Here is an 18,896-nt window from a genome sequence, read left to right as displayed (position 1 = left end):
CGTCAACGTTCCAGGAAATTGCGCAACAGGGCGTGGCCGTGTTCGGTGAGGATCGACTCGGGATGGAACTGCACGCCCTCGACCGGATGTTCGCGGTGGCGCAGGCCCATGATCTCGTCGAAGCCGCCGTTGTCGTCCTCGGTCCAGGCCGTGATTTCGAGGCAATCGGGCAAGGTGTCCTTCGCCACGACGAGCGAGTGGTAGCGCGTGGCTTCGTAACCGTCGGGCAACCCGGCGAACACGCCCTGCCCTTCATGGCGGATGCGCGAAGTCTTGCCGTGCATGATCGTCTTCGCGCGCACGACGTCGCCGCCGTACACCTGTCCGAGCGTCTGGTGCCCGAGGCACACGCCGAACACCGGGATGCGCGGGCCGAGGTCGCGGATGACGTCGAGCGACACGCCGGCATCGTGCGGCGTGCCCGGCCCCGGCGAAATCATGATGCGCTCCGGCGCGAGCGCCTCGATCTCCGCGACCGTGATCGCATCGTTGCGCACGACCTTCACTTCGGCCCCCAAGGTCTGCAGGTACTGCACGAGGTTGAAGGTGAAGCTGTCGTAGTTGTCGATCATTAACAGCATGCGCTGAATAAGTCGTTGATTTGTAATGGAAGAAAAGGCAAACAGGCGGTCGTGGTACGTACTTCGGTACCTACACTTTGAATTCGCGGCCTTCGTTCTGCAATGCGCGGACCACGTCGGCCTTCTCACCCGGCAGCACTTCCCCCTCCATGCCGCATAAAACCCAAGTCCGGAACTGGCCGACGCCAAGTCGCAAGGCTTCCACAACATCGGCGAGGCGGCCTCCCTGGCCGAGTCAGCGCGAAGGTGATCCGGCTACGAGTGCATCGACCTGCCGGGGAACTCCGATGGCACGCCGACAGGCATCGCGAGCGCGATTCGCGCGAGAGAAGGCCAGGCAATTTCGTTGCATGGGCGACGCGTTCCTTCAGGCTCGCGGCGCGGTGTAGATGCGGTAGCCGGCGAAGGTGCGGCCCGCCTCCGGAATCCGCGGATTTCCGCGCAAAGGGCAATGCATTCACGCCCGACATGATCATCGACGGAAATCTCGGCATGCCGTTCCTGCGAGACAAGGTCGTGACGTTCGACTTGGCGACGGGCGCGGTGTGGATGGCCGCGACGGCCGACCCGGAAGCATCGACCACGCCATAGGAGGGGCTGACTTACGGCATGGACGCCACGTTCCGTGTCCTGCGTGCGTTTTTGGTTGCGTTAACCACTCAATCGCACAAAAGCAATTCCGCCGTGGTCTGCTTCGAATCGCCTCAGCAACTCGTCGACATCGGTGAAGCTTCACGTCGCGTCGGCATCAGCGCCGCCGCGCTCCGCATGTACGAAAAACGCGGCCTGCTGCCTAAACCCTCGCGCACCTCCAGTGGCTATCGCCAATATGGCCAGGACGATCTGCAGCGTGCGCGCCTCGTGCGGCGTGCGCGACGCGCTGGTCTGTCGCTGGCGCAAATCGCGCAGGCCTTGGGCCGCGACGGCGATCGCGTGTGCCTTCACGCACTCCTGCGTTCGCATCTGGACCAGCTCGAAGGCGAACGAAAGAGAATCGAGCGCATGCAACGCCATCTGCGGCGATGGATGGATGCTCGCGCGGAAGCGTGAGCCGACAGGCCGCAGGGGGCCAGGCCCCCTGCAACCCGCCATCGGCGCGTCGTGACGCTCAGAACCTGACGCGTGCGCCCAGGCGCCCGCCGACCCCTTCCATGTCCCCCACGCGCGCTTCCACTTCCCCATACAGGTCGACGCGGCCGATCGTCCATTCCACGCCGCCGGCGAAACGACCGAAGCTGCGGTCTCCTTCATCGGTGACGCGCACGCGGTCGGTACCGACATCGAACACCGTCGCATCCTTGCCGCCGAATTCGCGCGCCATCGACATCGCCGCATACGGGCGCACGCCGTTCCACCCTTCGGCCACGCCCAGGCGCAGGCCCAGTTCGCCGGTCGCCACGGCGCTGCCGTCCCAGTGCACGCTGCCCGCGTTGCCCTGTTGGTCCGGCAGCGACACGTCGATCCACGCACCGCGCAGGTAGGGCTCGATGTACATGCGCGAAAGCGTGAAGCGATGCCCGCCCTCGATGTCCAGGCCCACGGCGCTGCCATCGCCTGTGTCGACCAGGCCGATCGACGACCAGTCGCTGTCCACGTCGATGCGGTCGGCACGCAGCATTGCATTGGTGAACCAGCCGTCGTTCGACCAGCGCGCGTAAAGGCCGGCGTTGATGGAGTCGAGCTTCGTCTTCTCGACGCCGCCGAGGTCCATCTCCGCCTTGTCGTAACCGCCGGTGAGGCCGGCCCGCCATTGGCCGATCGTCATCTCCGCGCCGATCTGCGCGCCGTTGTGGTCGCCCTGCCATTCCAGTTCGCGCGAACCCAGGGCGTGCGAGAGATTCGACGTGCCTTCCAGATCGCCGCCGGTGACCTGGAACCAGACGCCGTTCGCATCGGCCTGGTCGTGCGTGGCCGTGAGGTGGCTCGACACCGACTGCGCGCCCTGCCGCCACAGGTCGCGCACGCCGGAGGGCACGGCCCCTGCGAGATACGCCCCGTCGGCGAGGTCGGTCTCGAGCATCCAGCTGTCGATGCCGTCATAGGCGACCTTGAAACCGATGAAGCCGCGATTGCGGCTGTTGTCGGCGAGCACGAGTTCCTGGCCCGTCTGCGCGCCTCCGGAAGACAGCACGCGGATGCCGTTCATGCCGAGCAGCGAACCGCGGCCGACGAGGTCCAGCTCCAGCGCATTCGTGCCGGACAACGCGCCGACTTCGATCACGTCCGCCGCGTGCCCGACGACGTCGAGATCCACGGCAAGCGTGCCGCCCGACGCGCCATGCAACGTGCCGTCGATCGTGAGCACGTCGCCCACGTGGCCATTGGCGAGCGACACGCGGCCAGAATTCTCGAAACGCTCCAGCCCCTCGAATGCCATCGACGTCGCACCCTCGAGCAGTTCCACCCGCCCGATGTTGGCGAAGCGGTCATTGCCTTCGCCGAACACGTTGTTGCCTGCGCTGCGGAACGCACCGGCGTTTGCGACGACATCGTCTCCGCCGGACAACTGCACGTGCCCACGGACCGTCCCCGTCGAGGCGATGCGGACATCGGCCGCTCCAACGCCCCACTCGTTGCCCGCGACCTTGATCACCGGGCCCGTGCCGCTTTCGATGGTGCCGGCGATGTCGATGCGCGTGCCAGTGGCCGTCGCCGAATCGATCGCGATCGCCTGCCCGTACACCGTCGCGCCTTCGGCCACCGCGATCGACGCGCCGCCCTGCATCGAAGACGTCGTGATGGCAATACCGGATTCGGCGATCGCTTCTTCCTCGACCAGCAATGCGACGTCGCCGGTGTTCGAGCTCAGCCCGATCGCGAACCAGTCGCCCGTCGTCGCCCATGTATGCACGCGGCCGACGCGCGCAAGGATGTCTCCGGTGTCGTTGCCGACGAACAGTGCGGCCGAGCCTTCGCCGTAGGTCGTGATCTCGTCGATGTCCAGCATCACTTCGGCGCCGGTAAGCACGCGCAGGCCGTAGGACTGGTTGCCGTACGTGGTCAGGCGCTGCGAATGGAGCAGGACTTCGCCAACGTTTTCGATGCTGATCGCATCGGATCCGACGCCCATGGTGAAGACCGAATCGTTGTCCACGGTGACGGTGCCGAGCGCACTGATGTCGATGCCCCGCGCATTGTCGCCGTCGGTGCCGACGCCGCCGGTGTCGAGCGTGACATCGCCGTTGAACGCGAATGCGCCGATCCCGACGCCGCCATTGCCCGATGTGCTAACCCAATCGGAGCGGATGGCCACATCACCCAGTCCTGCGCCGGCGAGGATGCCGATGCCGCCATCGCCGAGCGCCACCGCCGTTCCGACATCGACGAGGACGTCACCGTTCTCCCACGACTCGGCGAAGATCGCCGTCGCACCGAGGCCTTCGGCGCGGATGAAACCCGCCTCGATGGACGTCGAACCGTTGTGCGAAGAGGCGTAGAGGCCGGTTGTGAAATCGCCGGTGGCGATGGTTTCACCTGCGAGGATGGTGACGTTGCCCTGTTCGGCCATGGCCGACACGCCCGCACCGAACGCGCCGCCGGCGACGCTCGCCACGTCGACAATGACGTCGCCCCCGGTGCTGATCGCCTCGACAGCCACGACGCCTTCAACCTGGTTGGCCCAGACGCTGACATCGCCCGCGCCGAGCGCCGCGATCCCGACGTTGCCGCCGAACACCTGGTCGACGTGCACATTCACCGGGCCATCCATCGACACGATGTCGACGGCTGGCCACGCGTCGTGTGCACGGATGACCGTGCCCTCTTCCGCGACGAGCGACAGCGCGCCCGATCCGTAGACGACGACGGCCGTGTCTCCGTCGGGCATGGCGTTGCCGTCGATGTTGAAACCCTGCTTCAGCAGCAGCTCGAAATCGGTGACGCCCTGGTAATGCACCTGGGGTGCGGGCTCGGGGCCCGTCGGCGTGCACACGACCTGGCCGGTGGTGGCCGGGCCGCACTCGTCGGCGGCCGCGGCGGAGAAGGAAACACCGGCGCATGCGACCAGCAGCGCGTGGCAAAGGACCTTACGAGGCAACGAGGGAGAACGACGCACATCGAACTGCTTCACGAGCCACTCCGGGGCACAGGGGAGCGCGGAAGCTGCCGCCTGCACTTGGTGCAAGGTCAACGGTTCGACGTGGTCGCAGGACTTCGGGCTAAGTGTTGGTTAAGACTCCTCGCATCACTCGGGCACCGCTTCGCCACTCCCCCCGAGCTCCTTCGGGAAATCCTTCAACTTCGGCAGGCCGTCCTTCATCGGGAGGACCGTCTCCGAATAATTGACGTGCACGCCCGGTTCGAACTTCAGCGTCGGCAAGGTCGCCGCGAACACGTCGATGAGATTCAACGGCGCATGCTTGTTCATCAGGTGACCACCGCATTGCGTGCAGTAATGGCGGTCGCTGAGCGGGGTCTTGCTGAAGTGGCCGACGAACGCCTGGCCCTTCGTCACGCGCACCGCATCGGTCGGCCACAGCGTGAAGGCGTTGACCGGTGCGGCGGACCAACTGCGGCAGGAATTGCAATGGCAATAGCCCATGCCGACGGGCGCGCCGGTGGTTTCGACTTCAACGGCGCCGCAGAAGCAGGTGCCGCGATACGTGTTGCTCATGACGATCTCCTGGGGGAAGCGCGCCGTGTCGCCGGCGCGGTGCGTTGTGGTGCGAGGGTCAGCATCGCCGCGTCGAACGCGCGCAGCATCGTCGCCGGGTCGTCGAGGGCCCACGCCACGAAGCTGCCGCCCTCGAGTGCGCCGAGCAGCAGGTGCGCCGCGTCGTCCGCATTCGCCTGCGGGGCGATTTCGCCTGCGGCGATGCCGGCGTCGATCTGTTCGACGAGCCAGTCCAGGTGCAACCGGAAGAAACGCGCGACGACGGGACGCATGCCGTCGGGCAACGCGTTGCGCTCGGCCGACAACGCACCGCACAGCGGCAACAAGCCCTGTTCGATGCCGTCGAGGAACAAATGCGCGTAGGCGCGCAGGCGATCGCGCACACCGGATTGCGTCGTGACGAGTTCGGCGAGCTTGGCGACGAAGCGCGCGAGGTATTCATCGACCAGCGCCGCCAGCAGCGCTTCCTTGGTCGGGAAGTGGTGGTGGATGCTGGCCTTGCGGATCGCGATGCGATCGGCGAGGTCGGCGTAGCTGAAAGCCGCATAGCCGCGGGTCCGGAGGAGGATCTCGGCTTCGGCGAGCAACCGGGCGCGCGTTTCGGGCATGCGCCCATTTGCCTACCAGTTGGTAGGTAGGGCAAGTGAGGGCGTGTGTGGGTATGGAAGTTGCATTGCTTCCCCGCCAATGGAACTGGCGGGGAAGCCGGGGGGAGAACTGCGTCAGGCGGCGAGGTTCCGGTACTTCAGATCGAAGCGATCCAGTTCCATCACCTTCGTCCACGCCGCGATGAAGTCGCCCACGAAATGTTTTTCGCCATCGCTGGCCGCGTAGACCTCCGCCAGTGCGCGCAGTTGTGCATTGGAGCCGAAGATCAGGTCCGCCATCGTGGCGGTCCATCGCACGGCGTCGGTCTTGCGGTCGCGGCCTTCGAACACGCCGGGTTCGCTTTCCGAGGGCTTCCACGCCGTGCGCATGTCGAGCAGGTTGTGGAAGAAATCCGTCGTGAGCGTGCCGGGGCGGTCGGTGAACACGCCGTGGCGCGTGTTGCCGGTATTCGCGCCCAGCGCGCGCATGCCGCCGACGAGCGCCGTCATTTCCGGTGCGGTGAGTGTCAGCAGGCTCGCGCGGTCGACCATCGCGATCGCGGCGAGTTTCTCCGCGCCCTCGCGCGCGTAGTTGCGGAAGCCGTCCAGCGCCGGTTCCAGCACGAGGAAGGAATCGGCGTCGGTCTGCTCGGGCGTCGCGTCGGCGCGGCCCGGCGTGAATGGCACGGTGACGTTGTGCCCTGCCTTCTTGGCCGCAGCTTCCACGGCAGCCGCGCCGCCGAGCACGATCATGTCCGCGAGCGACACCTGCTTGCCGAAGCCGCCGCGAATCGATTCGAGTTGCGCCAGCACCTTGTCGAGTTCGGCCGGCTCGTTGGCTTCGAAATTCTTCTGCGGTTCCAGGCGCACGCGCGCACCGTTCGCGCCGCCGCGCAGGTCCGAGCCGCGAAACGTCGACGCCGAGGCCCACGCCGCTTTCACCAATTGCGGAATCGACAAACCCGACGCGAGGATCTGTTGTTTCAATGCCACGATGTCCGCATCGCCGATCAGCGGATGATCGACGGCTGGCACCGGATCCTGCCAGATCAGATCTTCCTTCGGCACGAGCTTGCCCAGGTAACGCAGCTTCGGCCCCATGTCGCGATGCGTGAGCTTGAACCACGCACGCGCAAAGGCATCGGCGAACTCCGCCGGATTGGCCAGGAAGTGCCGCGAGATCTTTTCGTACGCAGGATCGAAGCGCAACGCAAGATCGGCCGTCGTCATCATCGGCTGGTGGAACTTGCCCTTCACGTGGGCGTCGGGAACGTTGCGGTTCGCATCGCCCTTCGGCTTCCACTGGTGCGCGCCGGCGGGGCTCTTCGTCAGTTCCCATTCGTTGCCGAACAGGGTTTCGAAGTAACTCATGTCCCACTGCGTCGGCGTCGCCGTCCATGCGCCTTCCAGGCCGCTGGTGATGGCGTGTTCGCCGATGCCGCTCTCGAACGCGTTCTTCCAGCCCAGGCCGAGCTCCTCGATGTTCGCGCCTTCCGGATCGGTGCCGACGTGCGAATCCGGCCCGGCGCCGTGGCACTTGCCGAAGGTGTGTCCGCCGGCAACGAGCGCGACGGTCTCGTAATCGTTCATCGCCATGCGTGCGAAGGTTTCGCGGATGTCGCGGCCGGACGCGACCGGATCCGGATTGCCGTTGGGCCCCTGCGGATTGACGTAGATCAAGCCCATCTGCACGGCGCCGAAGGGATTGGCGAGTTCACGCTCGCCGCTGTAACGCTCGTCGCCGAGCCACGTGGATTCCGGGCCCCAGTCGATGGGCTGCGGCTCCCACACGTCCTCGCGGCCGCCGCCGAAACCGAAGATCGGTCCACCCATCGATTGGATCGCCACGTTGCCCGCGAGGATCATCAAATCGGCCCACGACAACTTGCGCCCGTACTTCTGCTTGATCGGCCACAGCAGGCGACGCGCCTTGTCGAGGTTGCCGTTGTCGGGCCAACTGTTGAGCGGCGCGAAGCGTTGTTCGCCCGAACGCGCACCGCCGCGGCCGTCGAAGATGCGGTACGTCCCCGCGGCGTGCCACGCCATGCGGATGAAGAATCCACCGTAGTGGCCGAAGTCGGCGGGCCACCAATCCTGCGAGTCGGTCATCAGGTCGTTGAGATCCTTGACGACGGCATCCAGGTCGAGCGTCTTGAACTCGGCGCGATAGTTGAAATCCTCCAGCATCGGATCGCCCAGCCCCGCGTGTTGGTGCAGCACGTCGAGATTCAGCTGGTCCGGCCACCAGTGCGAGTTGTTCCGCGTCTTGCGGTGGGCCATCACAGGGCACTTCGACATCTCGTTCATGGGCAGCTCCTTGGCATGGCCGGTGGCGGGGGCAACAGCACGACGGTAGACCTGCGCTCGCCATCGGGATAATCGAACGTTCGAATCAAGCCGATAGCCGCGCTGAATCGCCATCCTGTCTTCACGCGCCGGCTGGCTTGCTGGCGGCATGGCGAAACTCGCGAAGAAACTCGATCCCACCAAGTCCACGGCGCCGCGGGAGAAGAGCGGCCGATCGAAGCTCAAGCCGACCGTGTCGGCCTTCGTCCGACGAGCGGAGGGCAGCTTTGCGGGCGCGCTGTTCCGTCGATTCGTCGATGCGGACCTGATGACGCAATCGGCGGCGCTCGCGCTCTACGCCTTGTTGTCGCTCGCGCCGCTGCTGTTGCTGCTGGTGTGGCTGGTTTCGGCCTTGCTTCCCGGCGCGCAGGACGCGGTGATGGGGCAAGTGGCGCTGCTCGCCGGCGCGGAAGCCGAAGGCGTGGGGCGCACGATCATCCAGAACGCGAAGGCGCGGCCGGACACCGGATCGATCGCCGGTTGGTGGAGCCTGGCGTTGCTGTTCGTCGGTGCCACGGCTGTGTTCGCGCAATTGCAGGATGCGCTCAACCGCATCTTCCGCACCGAGGCCGCGCATCTGGAAGGCCTGAAGGCCTGGCTGCGCAAGCGCGTGTTTTCGCTGGGGCTCGTGTTCGGTCTCGGATTCCTGTTGCTCGTCTCGATGACGATCACCACCGTGCTGCAGGTGGTGTTCGGGCGCTTCGACTGGATGTTGCCGCTCATGGCGAGCGTGGCCGCATGGCTCGTCTATGCGATCGGGTTCGCGCTGATGTACCAGTACCTGCCCGATCGCAACGTCGGTTGGCGACGCGCCCTGCAGGGGGGCGCGATCACGGCGCTGCTGTTCGTACTCGGTCGCGCGGCGATCGCGTGGTATCTGCAGACCGCATCGCCGGGCGTTGCGTACGGTTCCATGGGAACGCTGGTGCTCGCGCTGGTGTGGATCTATTACGCCGCGGTGATCGTGTTCGTCGGCGCGCTGGTCACGGCGGTACTCGATGAGCGCGCGAAGCTGAAGACGGCGGCGAAGGCGAAGATCAAACCGAAATGACGCCTGCCGAAGTGACTACCAGGGCAAGGCCGACCCGTTCGCGTGCTGGAACGTGCCCGAACGCTCCGGCGTCAATGCGTCGATGCGTGCGATCAGTTGCGTCGCCGCCTCCTCGGGCGTGACATCGCCGGTGCCGCCGACCATGTCGGTGCCGACATAGCCCGGATGCAACAGCACGACCGACACGCCGCGCGGTGCAAGATCCAGCGACAGCGATTTGCCGATCGCATTCAACGCGGCTTTCGACGCGCGATAACCGTAGTACCCGCCCGAGTTGTTGTCCTCCATCGACCCCATGCGGCTGGTCATCAGCGCGACCTTCGCACCGCTGGTGAGCACGTCGCGCAAGGCACGGACGACGATGAGCGGGCCGAGCGCGTTGACCTCGAATTGCCGCCGGATCGCGTCGATGTCGAGCGGATCGAGCCCGCCGCGCTCGAGGATGCCGGCGTTGGCGACCAGGATGTCGACGCGTTCGTCGCGCAAGCGCCTGGCAAGCGACTGCACGGCCGCCGCATCGGTGACGTCGATGCCGGCTTCGACTTGCGCGCCCGTGGCCTGGAGCGCATCGCTCGTCTTGCGGCACACGCCGATCACGCGATCGCCGCGCGCGGCGAACTGCTGAGCCAACGCCAACCCGATGCCGCGGTTCGCACCCGTTACGACGACTGTCTTGCTCATGCGTTCAGCGCGCCAGTTCGCCCGCGAGGGCACGCAGCAATGATGCACCATCGCCGCGCCACGCGCTCCCGTGCATGCACGCGAGCGTCGTCGGGTTGTGGCTCGCAAGTTTCTCCAGCAGCGCGCCGGCGTTCCTGCTGTGCGAGAAATAATCCATCGCGCCGCGAAACGCTTCGCTCGGGCCGAGGATGTCGTCTTCGGTCAGCGCGGGCAGCCCGCGCCCCGGTTGCGTGAAAAGATCGCCGGACAGCATCGTTCCCGTGTGTTGTTCCATCAGGAAACCGCATTCCCATCCGTGCGGCAGGTGCGGCGCGTCGATCCATTGCACCGTGTGGCGGCCAAGCGACAGCGCCTGCCCGTCGGCGAGCGCGCGCGGCGCGCGATCGGCCAGATCGTTGACCGACACCATGGCGGCGATCGTCCCGCACAGCGGCGTGGCGTTCGGTGCGACGGCGAGCCAGTCGTTGAGCGCGCCGCATTCGTCGGCTTCGACATGCGAGAACGCGACGTGTCGCAGGCGCGTCACCGGCATCACGCTCTCCACGCCTTCGAGCACGAACGGGAACAATTGCCGCAACCCGGTATGGAACAGCAGCGGCTCGTCGTCCTCGATCAGGTATTGGTTGAAGGAGAACGCCGTGCCGTCCGGCAAGTCGATCGGCGTGCTGATGCGATAGATGCGCTCGGCGATTTCATGGACGTTGGTGCCGGTTTCGGGATTGGTGACGGACATCGGGCGGCCTCTGCGTGGGGGAGTGACGGCGTCGACCACCGACTACTGCGTGGTGGCAGCAGGCCGCAACGCAACCTCGGGGGCATTCGCCGGCCAATGCCCGAGCAACCGCCAGCGACCATCGGCCGGCGCGAGTTCCAGGATCCAGTCATGCGCCGAGTCGACGGCATCCAGGCGACCGTGCCAGCCGGTCGACGTCGGTGCGAGCGCGACGCGGCGATCATCGGCAGCGCGCAAGGGATGCCGCAGCACGAGTTCCAGTTGCGTTGCCCGATCCAGGCCGTCGCCGAGCAGTTGCACGTCCATGGTCGCGCCGACCCTGTGCACGCGCGCGACCWGGTGCATGCGCTGCGCCGTCAGATCGGCTTCACCGCGCAGCGCGCGACTCGAGGGCAACCCCGTCGTCGGCAACAGCACGAACAGGCTCGCGGCCACGGCGATTGCGGGCAGCGTCACCACCAGCCACGCCAGGGGCTGGCGCCAGGGCGAAGGCGGTGCGCGCGTCATGCATCACCAGCGGTAGATGTACCCGAGCTTCAAGCCGCTGTCGATGAAGTCCAGGTTGCCGATGAAGTCGGTCTTCGCCGCATCGACATTGATCTTGCTGACCGAGTAGTCGAGCGTGAAGCCGGAGCGTTCCCACGGAAAATATTCGACGCCGATGCGGCCGAAGACCACGTCGCCGTCGATATCGTTGATGTTCGCCTTGAAATACCCCGCGTCCGCGCCGATGCGCCACCTGTTGTGGCCGCCGGGCGTCCAGCGCCATGCGCCGCCGAGCGTCAGCGAGGGCACGTCGGCCTGCGCTTCCTCGCGGAACGCGCCGCCGGCGACAGTGCCGTTGACATCCACCTGCAGCGCCATCGACATGTCGAGTCGATACCAGACCAACCCGACGCGCGGGCCGAGCGACCAGTTCTCTTTCTGCGCGGCCCACCAGACGTAATAACCCTCGTAGGCGTCGAGGCCGACATCCACGCTGACCGTGCTGTTGGCCGTGTAGGTCGTGTTCCGGAAGGTGATGTCGCGCGTGAGGGTGCGCGTGGAATCCGCGTCGTCCTGGTAGTAGGTCAGTCCGAACTCGTGGTGTTCCCACGGGCGCCAGGTCATCCCGACGTAGCCGATGGTCGCGCTGTCGTCGAGGCCGAAGTCGCGGTCCAGGTCGACTTCCGTGCCGCGCTGCGTCTGGCCGTCGGCGCGGACCTTGGTGCCCCATGAGGTGATGTACCCGCCGACACGGAAACTGAAGGTGTCGAGCGGTTCGACCGCGCGCGCCTTCCCGGGCGCGAGCAGACCGATGCATGCGAGCGAAAGCAGGGACAGCGTGGCGATCTTCATGACCTCTCCTCGAACACGGCGGTGACGTGGAACGACGCCCTTCCCTTCCATCCACACAACGGTCGCTCCGCCTTCAGCCGGACAGGGCGGCGGCATGACCTATGGGGGGGCGTCGCGGGATTCGACTGCAATGCGCAGGCTGACCAGCCTCGCGACCATGATCGCGAGGTAGAGCTGGCCGAAAATCGCCTCGAACACCGCCAGCCCGCGCGCGATGGGCGTGACCGGCGTGATGTCGCCGTACCCCAGCGTGGCCAGCGTGACGAAGCTGAAGTAGATGCCGTCCGGCAGCCCCATGGCCGCCATGGGCGCGCCGCCGAGGAACAGCGATTGGGGCCATTCCTGTTCGAGCGCGACCCAGATCGCGCCGAAGAACACCCCCACCAGCAGATAGGTGTTCAGTGCCGCCAGCAAATGGTGCAGGTCGACCCGTGGACTCGACGTCGCGTAACGCAGCGAACGCGCGGCGGCGAAGAATGCGATCGCCGACCACAGCGCGAGGGTGATCGGCCCCGTATGACCGAGCCCGCTCCGTATCGGCGCCAGGCCCAGCACGATCGCGACGACGGCCAGGACGAACAGGCCGCGACGGCGAACGCGCTCGCCCGTCGGCGCCACCGCTGCCGCGAGCAGGGTCACGCCCAGGCAGGCGTTCAGCGCCCATCCGCCGGTTCCCGCCAGCGACAGCAGCGGGCCCATCGCGATCGTCGCCAGGAGCAAGGCGAACAACACCGCCTGTCGATTGCGGCTCCACCATTGCACGAGGGTCGGAATCGCGCGCCCATGGTTCATTCCGATGCGCCGGGGGCGTGGAAGAACACCGCCGCGAGGATCAGGTACACCGACAACAGTTGCGCGCCGCGAAACCAGTCCGTGCGCCCGTCCGTGGAGACCTGCGCGCTGATCATCACCGCGAGCAACACGCTCACCACCAGCCCCGGGGAGAACACCAACGGCATCGGGCCCGGGCCAATGACGTAACTGAGCAACACGAGCAAGGGGGCAATCAACAGCGCGAGTTGCACGCTGGCGCCTTGCGCGATCGACATCGCAAGGTCCATGCGGTTGGCGCGCGCGGCCATGATCGCACTCACCGCTTCGGCCGCGCCACCGAGGACCGCGAGCACGAACACGCCGGAGAAGGCCGGCGACAGGCCGAGCGATTCCGTCGCCGGCTCGATCACCGCCACCAGGATCTCGCTCATGACGACGACACCGAAGGTCGCGGTGCCGACGACCAGGGCTGCGCGCCTGGGCGACCATGCAGGCGCGTCGTGCCCGCCGCCATGCGATTCGTGGGACGTCGCTTCGCGCGGGGCCCGCAAGGTGCGCACCACGCCGCACACATAGATCGCCAGCAACACGACCGCGATCCAGACGCTGACCGCGTCGATCGCCGCCGATTCGGACGGCACCACCGCGCGATACGCGGCCGGCATGATCATCGAGATCACCGCGAGCGTGAGCATCGCCGAGAGTGAGCGCGACAACGCCACGTTGTAACGCTGTTCACCCCAGCGCCGTCCGCCGACCACCATCGCAACGCCCATCACCAGCAGGATGTTGCCGATGATCGCGCCGGCGAGCGACGCCATCACCATCGCGTGCAGCCCTTCGCGCAGCGCCGCCAGGCAGATGATGAATTCGGCCGCGTTGCCGAAGGTCGCGTTGAGCAGGCCGCCGATCGACGGGCCGACACGTTCGGCCAGCACGTTCGTCGCCTGCGCCATGATGCCGGCCAGCGGCACGATCGAAACCGCCGCGGTGGCGAAGATCAGCAGGGTCCGGTCCGGCGCGAACTGCTCCAGCAGGAGCGCGATCGGCGCGAAGACCAGCAACCATTTCACCTGGCGGTCCCGGTCGCCGGCGCCTCGTCCGCGGCGGGCGCGGCGGCGACGAAATCGCCGCCCAGCGCGAGATGGAGGTCCACGCGCCGCACCAGGCGTTCGCGCCGCACGGCGAGCAGCGCGACTTCCGATGCGTTCGCCGACAACAGGCGGCCCATCACGTCGCGCAGGTCGGACTTGCCGATGCGATACGCGGTTTCCGTCAACCCGGCCGCGCGGCGACTGTCCTCGGCCGAAGCACGCAGCAGGTCTTCGCGCGTCGCGAGGGTTGCCTCGGCATCGAGTGCGTTCTCGACTTCGTCCAGCGCCTGCAAGGCGAGTCGCGCGTAGTTCGCGACCGCTTCGCGTTGTTCAGCGGTGCGCAGGCGGACCTGACCGGTCAGCGCACCGCCGGTGTACAGGGGGACGACGGCCGTGCCGCTGATACTCGCAGTGTTGCCGCTCGCGTTGCGCGTGAAGTCGAGCGCCTTGCGCGACACGCGCCCGTAACCGGCCGACAGCGTGATCGAAGGCCAGAACGAGGCCTTCGCTTCGCCGACGAGATCGAAGGCGGCGGCAACACGACGCTCCGCGGCGAGCAGATCGGGGCGCCGATCCAGCGCATCGGCCGGCATGCCCGCGGGCACCGGGCCGGGGAACGGCACGAGGTCGTCGCGCGCGGCGATAGTGGCTGCTGGATAGCGCCCCACCAGGATCTCCAGTGCACGCAAGGCCTGCCGGTGCGCGAGTTCCACCTGGCGTGCGGCGTCCTGGTAGTTGGCGGCGCTCGCGCGCGCGGCGAGCACGTCGGTTTCGTTGCCCGCGCCCACGCGCAGGCGATCGTCCGAAAGACCGGCGAGCCGCTGCGCGTCCTCGGCCATGCGATTGGCGAGCCTGGCCTGCTGCGCCGTTTCCGTCGCAAGGAACCAGGTGCGCGCGACCGAGGCGGCAAGCGACTGCCGCGCGAACCGCCAATCCGCTCCGCTCGCGTCGTGTTGCGCCTTTGCGGCGTTGCGGGCGTAGCGCAAGCGGCCCCACAGATCGATTTCCCAAGACATGCGCAGCATCACGCCACTGAGCATCGCGACCAGATCCGACACCGGTTTGGAACCTGCGCGCCCAAGCAATCCGATCGCCGGTTTCAATTGCGCCGTAGCGAGATCGACCTGCGCTGCGGACTGCTCCATGCGCGCGGCGGCGATGGCGAGATCGGGATTGTATTGGAGCGCTTCGGTCACGAGCGCGTCCAGTTGCGGATCACCGAACGTGGCGAGCCACCCTGCTTCGACCGCCGCCACATTCGCGTTCGAATGCCAGCCTTGCGGCACTTCGACATGCCCGAGCGCCTGCGCCTGCACCTCTTCGGCAGTCGGCTCCGGCGCGGTGACGCAGCCGGCCAGCAGCGCCGCCGCGAGCCCGGATGCGAAGAGGATGCGATGTTGCGGCATGTCGGCCTCAGTGCAACTTCAGCACGAGCGCATCGAGCTTGGTGCCCACGCGCAGGATCACCTTGCGGATGATGTGCACCAGGTGGCCGTGCTGGGTGTAGATGGCACCGTTGCCCTGCGCGCCCATCGGCAGGAACGCCTTTTCGTCGCGCCCCGATGCCTTCAGGCGCACCGCGAAGCGCCCCGGTGGAATCGGCTGCGAGCCCGTTTGCGGCACGCTGCCCGACAACGGCAACTGGCCCGTGCCCGACGACCAGACGATCGAATCGACCGTCGCCTTGATGATGCGATTCGGGAAAGTCTTCAATGCGATCTCGGCCTCGTCGCCCGGCCGGATGTTGCGAAGTTCATTTTGCGAATACATCGCCAGGATCCACTGCTCGTTCTCGACGAACGACATCACCGGCACCATCGGCAACTGCGCGGCGTACGAGCCCGGCCGCAACTGGAGGTTCACCACCGTGCCGTCGGCAGGTGCAAAGAACACGGTCTGCGAGAGCTCCCACTTCGCATAGGCGATCTGCGCCTTCAACTGTTCCATCGCCGCGCGCGCCTGCGCGACTTCCGACAGTTCGCCCTTCCCGGTACGCGCCGACAGTTTCTGCTGCACCTGCGACACGGCGGCCGTGCTCTGCGCCAAATCCGCGCGCATGCTCCTGACATCCGTCTCCGCCTGTTCGTAATCGAACTTCGTGCCCGCGCCGGTGCTGGACAAATCGCGCGTCTGGCCTTCGCGCTTCAGCGCGAGCTGGAGCTTTGCCGACAACGCATCGCGCGTAGAACGCGCGGCACGCAGTGTTTCGTCCAGTTCGCGCTGGTAAGCGTTCGCGCTGTCCAGTTTCGCGGAGAATTCCGGCAGCTTGGATTCCAGTTCGCTCAGCTTCTGCTGGAAGGGTTCGGGATCGATGCGGAACAACACCGCGCCCTTCTTGATCGGGCGGTTGGGTTCGATCGGCACTTCGATCACGCGCCCGGTGACGCGCGGCGTGACCTGCACGACGTAGTTGAGCACGCGCACGTCGGACGATGATGGCGCGACGACATTGAGGTAGAGGATCAGCGCGGTCAGGCCGAAGATCGGCAACGTGAACACGATGATCTGGCTGATGAAATTCCACGGCAGCAGCTTGAACTTGAAGAAGATCAGCCAGCAGATGCCCGCGTAGATCAGGAGGAGGATGATTTCCATCAGGTGGCCTTCTGCTCCGTGGCCTCGTAGTCGGGTGCCGGTTGCAGCGAGACCGCATCGCCGCCGTGCCCGTGCGGATCTTCCCGGTCGCGTCCGTACGCCAGTTTGTAGAGCACGGGTTTCGAATACGCCCACACCCAGGCGATCGGCCACAACATGCCGCCGAACACCAGCGAGAGCAGGCAGACGATCTTGATCGCCTGCAACTGCGGATGGTGGCGCTTCTCCGCGATCTTCTCCGGCATGATGTGGACCCACCAGAACGCGGCGACCAGCACCGCCGGCACGATGATGATCGCGATCCAGGCGATGACGTTGGCCATGGTGTCGAGCGCATCGCCCTCGAGCAGCGAGGCATGCGCGGGTGCGGCCCACGCGATCGCCAGGACGACGCACCAGGCACGCAGGAATCTCGCGGACACGGCCTCTCCCGATGATGCCGACCGCCATGGCCGACGAACGGTTCGATGCTAGGGACCCCTCCGACGGGCGGATATTGTCCCTTGGGGCAACTCGGCGGATTCTTCTCATGCATACCGCGTCTCCCCCGAACGGGTGAGTGGCCGCCGAGCTTCTCGCCCCCCGTTCGGGTCTGTGCAGGATGCATGAAAAAGCGCACCTTCCCCCCGAGGTGCCGGGCCAACGACGATGGGCCACCCACAGGATGGCGAAGACCGCGACCATGTCGTCATCCACGGCGTGACATTCGGGCGGGCACGGCCACGCGGTGCCTTCTTCGATCACGTCCGCGAGTCCGCGCGCGAGCTGCTGAACCCGCAGGCACGCGCGCACCGCCTGCCGTTCGCGGAGATGCGCGCATTGATGGACGCCGTACCCGGCGCGCTGCTGCTGGCCGGTGGCCACGGCCGTGTCCTGCTCGCCAACACCGCGGCGGAAGGGTTGTTCGGCTACCCGCACGACGCGATGCCGCACGTGTTCGCCGACACGCTGGTCCCCTCGTTCGACGAAGGCGCGCGCGAATTGTTCGCCACGCGCGCCGATGGATCGGAGCTTCCGGTCGACGTCGAATGCCGCACCGTCCACTTCGGCGACGATGCGTTCTTGCTGTTGAGCGTCTCCGACGCCACGGGCCGTCGCCGCCAGGAGCGCGAAGCCGTCCTGCAGCGCGACGAACTGGCGCACCTGTCCCGCGTGGCGATGCTCGGCGAGTTGTCGGGCGCGCTGGCCCATGAAATCAACCAGCCACTGTCGGCGATCCTGTGCAACGCGCAGGCCGCGCAACGCCTGCTGCGCTCCGATCCGCCCGACCTCACCGAAATCCGCGACATCATCGACGACATCGTCGTCGACGATCGCCATGCCGGCGAAGTCATCCAGCGCCTGCGCAAGTGGCTGCGCAAGGAGCACGTCGACCACGTGCCGCTCGCATTGAACGGCGTGGTGCTCGATGCATTGCACCTGGTCCGCGGCGATCTCCTGCATCGCGGCGTCGACGTCCAACTGGAACTCGCCGGCGAATTGCCGCATGTCGCGGGCGACCGCATCCAGTTGCAGCAGGTCGTGCTCAACCTGGTGATGAACGGGTGCGACGCGATGGCGCACCTGGAAACGCCACGTTTGTTGCGCATCCTCACGCAGCAGGTCGGATCGAATGTGCGCCTGGAGGTCGTGGATCGCGGCCACGGCATCGAGACGGCGATCGCGCAGACGATGTTCGATCCGTTCGAAACCACCAAGGCCGAAGGCATGGGCATGGGACTCGCCATCTGCCGCACGATCGTGGAATCGCATGGCGGACGCGTGTGGGCCAGGTCGCTCGAATGCGGGGCCCGCGTCGCGTTCGAACTTCCGGGCATCCGGCCATGAACACCTTGTCCGCCGCCGCGCCCCTCGTGCACCTGGTCGACAACGACCCGCGGGTGCTGAAGTCCGTCGCGCGCCTCCTCGCCAGCGCGGGCATCGACACGCGGTCCAGCACCTCGTCCGACGAATTCCTCGCGTGCTACGACGCGAACATCCCCGGTTGCGTCGTGCTCGATCTCGCGATGCCGGGCCGCACGGGCCTCGACCTGCAGCGCTCCTTGCAAGATCGCCACGTGGACGTGCCGATCGTCTTCCTCTCCGGTTGCGCGGACGTGCCCACGACGGTCCGTGCGATGAAAGCCGGCGCACTGGATTTCCTCGTCAAGCCCATCGACGGGGAGACCTTGCTGGCCGCCGTGCGCAACGGCATCGAGCGCGACCGCAGGCGACGCGAGCGCCACGACGAAGGCCGCGAACTGCAGGTTCGACTCGATTCCCTTACGCCGCGCGAGCGCGAGCTGTTGCCCCACCTGATCTCCGGCAAGCTCAACAAACAGATCGCCGCCGACCTCGGCGTGGTGGAGAAAACCGTCAAGGTGCATCGCGCGCACGTGATGCAGAAGCTGGGCGTACGGCGCCTGGCCGACCTCGTGCGGCTCGCCGCGCGGCTGTCGATCGAGCCTTGCCCCACCACACACGTCGTTGGTCCAACGGCCAATTGAGGCCCCGCACGCGGGGGC

The 18,896-nt window shown here is 66.6% G+C and carries 19 protein-coding genes; 5 read left to right on the top strand and 14 right to left on the bottom strand.

Annotation, left to right across the window (positions count from 1 at the left end; translation table 11 throughout):
- Window positions 1-2 precede the first annotated feature (2 nt).
- Window positions 3-581, bottom strand: coding sequence for an anthranilate synthase component II (locus tag ACXJJ8_RS07410; RefSeq protein ID WP_499028324.1), 579 nt, complete (start codon window positions 579-581; stop codon window positions 3-5).
- Between the two features lie 468 nt (window positions 582-1,049).
- On the opposite strand from ACXJJ8_RS07410, the gene ACXJJ8_RS07405 reads away from it, so the two are divergent.
- A complete protein-coding gene (locus ACXJJ8_RS07405) occupies window positions 1,050-1,172 on the top strand; it encodes a hypothetical protein (protein ID WP_499028322.1) in 123 nt (40 codons plus the stop codon).
- 93 nt (window positions 1,173-1,265) lie between these two features.
- Window positions 1,266-1,631 carry a MerR family transcriptional regulator gene (locus ACXJJ8_RS07400; RefSeq protein WP_499028320.1) on the top strand — a complete coding sequence of 122 codons (366 nt, stop codon included), beginning with the start codon at window positions 1,266-1,268 and terminating at the stop codon, window positions 1,629-1,631.
- Between the two features lie 58 nt (window positions 1,632-1,689).
- On the opposite strand, the gene ACXJJ8_RS07395 is transcribed toward ACXJJ8_RS07400, so the two are convergent.
- The 4 genes from ACXJJ8_RS07395 to katG all read right to left on the bottom strand — a co-directional run bounded on the left by ACXJJ8_RS07395 (window position 1,690) and on the right by katG (window position 8,087).
- Window positions 1,690-4,650 (bottom strand): autotransporter outer membrane beta-barrel domain-containing protein, encoded by a 2,961-nt coding sequence (locus ACXJJ8_RS07395; RefSeq protein WP_499028318.1) that lies wholly within the window; start codon window positions 4,648-4,650, stop codon window positions 1,690-1,692.
- 114 nt (window positions 4,651-4,764) lie between these two features.
- Window positions 4,765-5,193: a GFA family protein gene (locus ACXJJ8_RS07390; protein ID WP_499028316.1), complete on the bottom strand. Its 429-nt coding sequence runs from the start codon at window positions 5,191-5,193 to the stop codon at window positions 4,765-4,767.
- On the bottom strand, window positions 5,190-5,801 hold the full coding sequence (locus ACXJJ8_RS07385; RefSeq protein ID WP_499028314.1) for a TetR/AcrR family transcriptional regulator: 612 nt from the start codon (window positions 5,799-5,801) through the stop codon (window positions 5,190-5,192). Before ACXJJ8_RS07385 ends, ACXJJ8_RS07390 begins: the two co-directional genes overlap by 4 nt.
- 114 nt (window positions 5,802-5,915) lie before the next feature.
- Window positions 5,916-8,087 carry a catalase/peroxidase HPI gene (gene katG / locus ACXJJ8_RS07380; RefSeq protein WP_499028312.1) on the bottom strand — a complete coding sequence of 724 codons (2,172 nt, stop codon included), beginning with the start codon at window positions 8,085-8,087 and terminating at the stop codon, window positions 5,916-5,918.
- A gap of 148 nt (window positions 8,088-8,235) precedes the next feature.
- On the opposite strand from katG, the gene ACXJJ8_RS07375 reads away from it, so the two are divergent.
- Complete coding sequence (locus ACXJJ8_RS07375; protein ID WP_499028309.1) at window positions 8,236-9,177, top strand: YihY/virulence factor BrkB family protein; 942 nt, start codon at window positions 8,236-8,238, stop codon at window positions 9,175-9,177.
- Window positions 9,178-9,192: 15 nt separating this feature from the next.
- On the opposite strand, the gene ACXJJ8_RS07370 is transcribed toward ACXJJ8_RS07375, so the two are convergent.
- The 9 genes from ACXJJ8_RS07370 to ACXJJ8_RS07330 all read right to left on the bottom strand — a co-directional run bounded on the left by ACXJJ8_RS07370 (window position 9,193) and on the right by ACXJJ8_RS07330 (window position 16,814).
- A complete protein-coding gene (locus tag ACXJJ8_RS07370; RefSeq protein ID WP_499028307.1) occupies window positions 9,193-9,858 on the bottom strand; it encodes an SDR family oxidoreductase in 666 nt (221 codons plus the stop codon).
- Window positions 9,859-9,862: 4 nt separating this feature from the next.
- Window positions 9,863-10,591, bottom strand: coding sequence for an oxygen-binding di-iron domain-containing protein (locus tag ACXJJ8_RS07365; RefSeq protein ID WP_499028304.1), 729 nt, complete (start codon window positions 10,589-10,591; stop codon window positions 9,863-9,865).
- Window positions 10,592-10,633: 42 nt separating this feature from the next.
- Window positions 10,634-11,098, bottom strand: a complete 465-nt coding sequence (locus ACXJJ8_RS07360) for a FixH family protein (RefSeq protein WP_499028302.1) — start codon at window positions 11,096-11,098, stop codon at window positions 10,634-10,636.
- Between the two features lie 3 nt (window positions 11,099-11,101).
- A complete protein-coding gene (locus ACXJJ8_RS07355) occupies window positions 11,102-11,929 on the bottom strand; it encodes a hypothetical protein (RefSeq protein ID WP_499028299.1) in 828 nt (275 codons plus the stop codon).
- A gap of 99 nt (window positions 11,930-12,028) precedes the next feature.
- Window positions 12,029-12,721 carry a potassium channel family protein gene (locus ACXJJ8_RS07350; protein ID WP_499028297.1) on the bottom strand — a complete coding sequence of 231 codons (693 nt, stop codon included), beginning with the start codon at window positions 12,719-12,721 and terminating at the stop codon, window positions 12,029-12,031.
- The gene (cax, locus tag ACXJJ8_RS07345) at window positions 12,718-13,776 is read right to left on the bottom strand and encodes a calcium/proton exchanger (RefSeq protein WP_499028292.1); all 1,059 of its coding nucleotides are present in this window, start codon (window positions 13,774-13,776) and stop codon (window positions 12,718-12,720) included. Before cax ends, ACXJJ8_RS07350 begins: the two co-directional genes overlap by 4 nt.
- Window positions 13,773-15,203: an efflux transporter outer membrane subunit gene (locus ACXJJ8_RS07340; RefSeq protein WP_499028290.1), complete on the bottom strand. Its 1,431-nt coding sequence runs from the start codon at window positions 15,201-15,203 to the stop codon at window positions 13,773-13,775. Before ACXJJ8_RS07340 ends, cax begins: the two co-directional genes overlap by 4 nt.
- Window positions 15,204-15,210: 7 nt before the next feature.
- Window positions 15,211-16,392: an HlyD family secretion protein gene (locus ACXJJ8_RS07335; protein ID WP_499028287.1), complete on the bottom strand. Its 1,182-nt coding sequence runs from the start codon at window positions 16,390-16,392 to the stop codon at window positions 15,211-15,213.
- The gene (locus tag ACXJJ8_RS07330; RefSeq protein ID WP_499028285.1) at window positions 16,392-16,814 is read right to left on the bottom strand and encodes a DUF3302 domain-containing protein; all 423 of its coding nucleotides are present in this window, start codon (window positions 16,812-16,814) and stop codon (window positions 16,392-16,394) included. The genes ACXJJ8_RS07335 and ACXJJ8_RS07330 overlap by 1 nt, the downstream gene beginning before the upstream one ends.
- A 226-nt stretch (window positions 16,815-17,040) precedes the next feature.
- Between ACXJJ8_RS07330 and ACXJJ8_RS07325 the strand changes: the two genes are divergently transcribed.
- Entirely contained in the window at window positions 17,041-18,219 is a 1,179-nt protein-coding gene (locus ACXJJ8_RS07325; RefSeq protein WP_499028283.1) for a sensor histidine kinase, read from the top strand.
- A complete protein-coding gene (locus ACXJJ8_RS07320; RefSeq protein ID WP_499028279.1) occupies window positions 18,216-18,878 on the top strand; it encodes a response regulator transcription factor in 663 nt (220 codons plus the stop codon). Before ACXJJ8_RS07325 ends, ACXJJ8_RS07320 begins: the two co-directional genes overlap by 4 nt.
- The last annotated feature ends 18 nt before the right edge of the window (window positions 18,879-18,896 follow it).

The organism is Lysobacter sp. P5_C4, assembly GCF_054049695.1.
The sequence above is the reverse complement of the archived record's forward strand: the minus strand, read 5'-3'. Positions and strand labels throughout refer to the sequence as shown.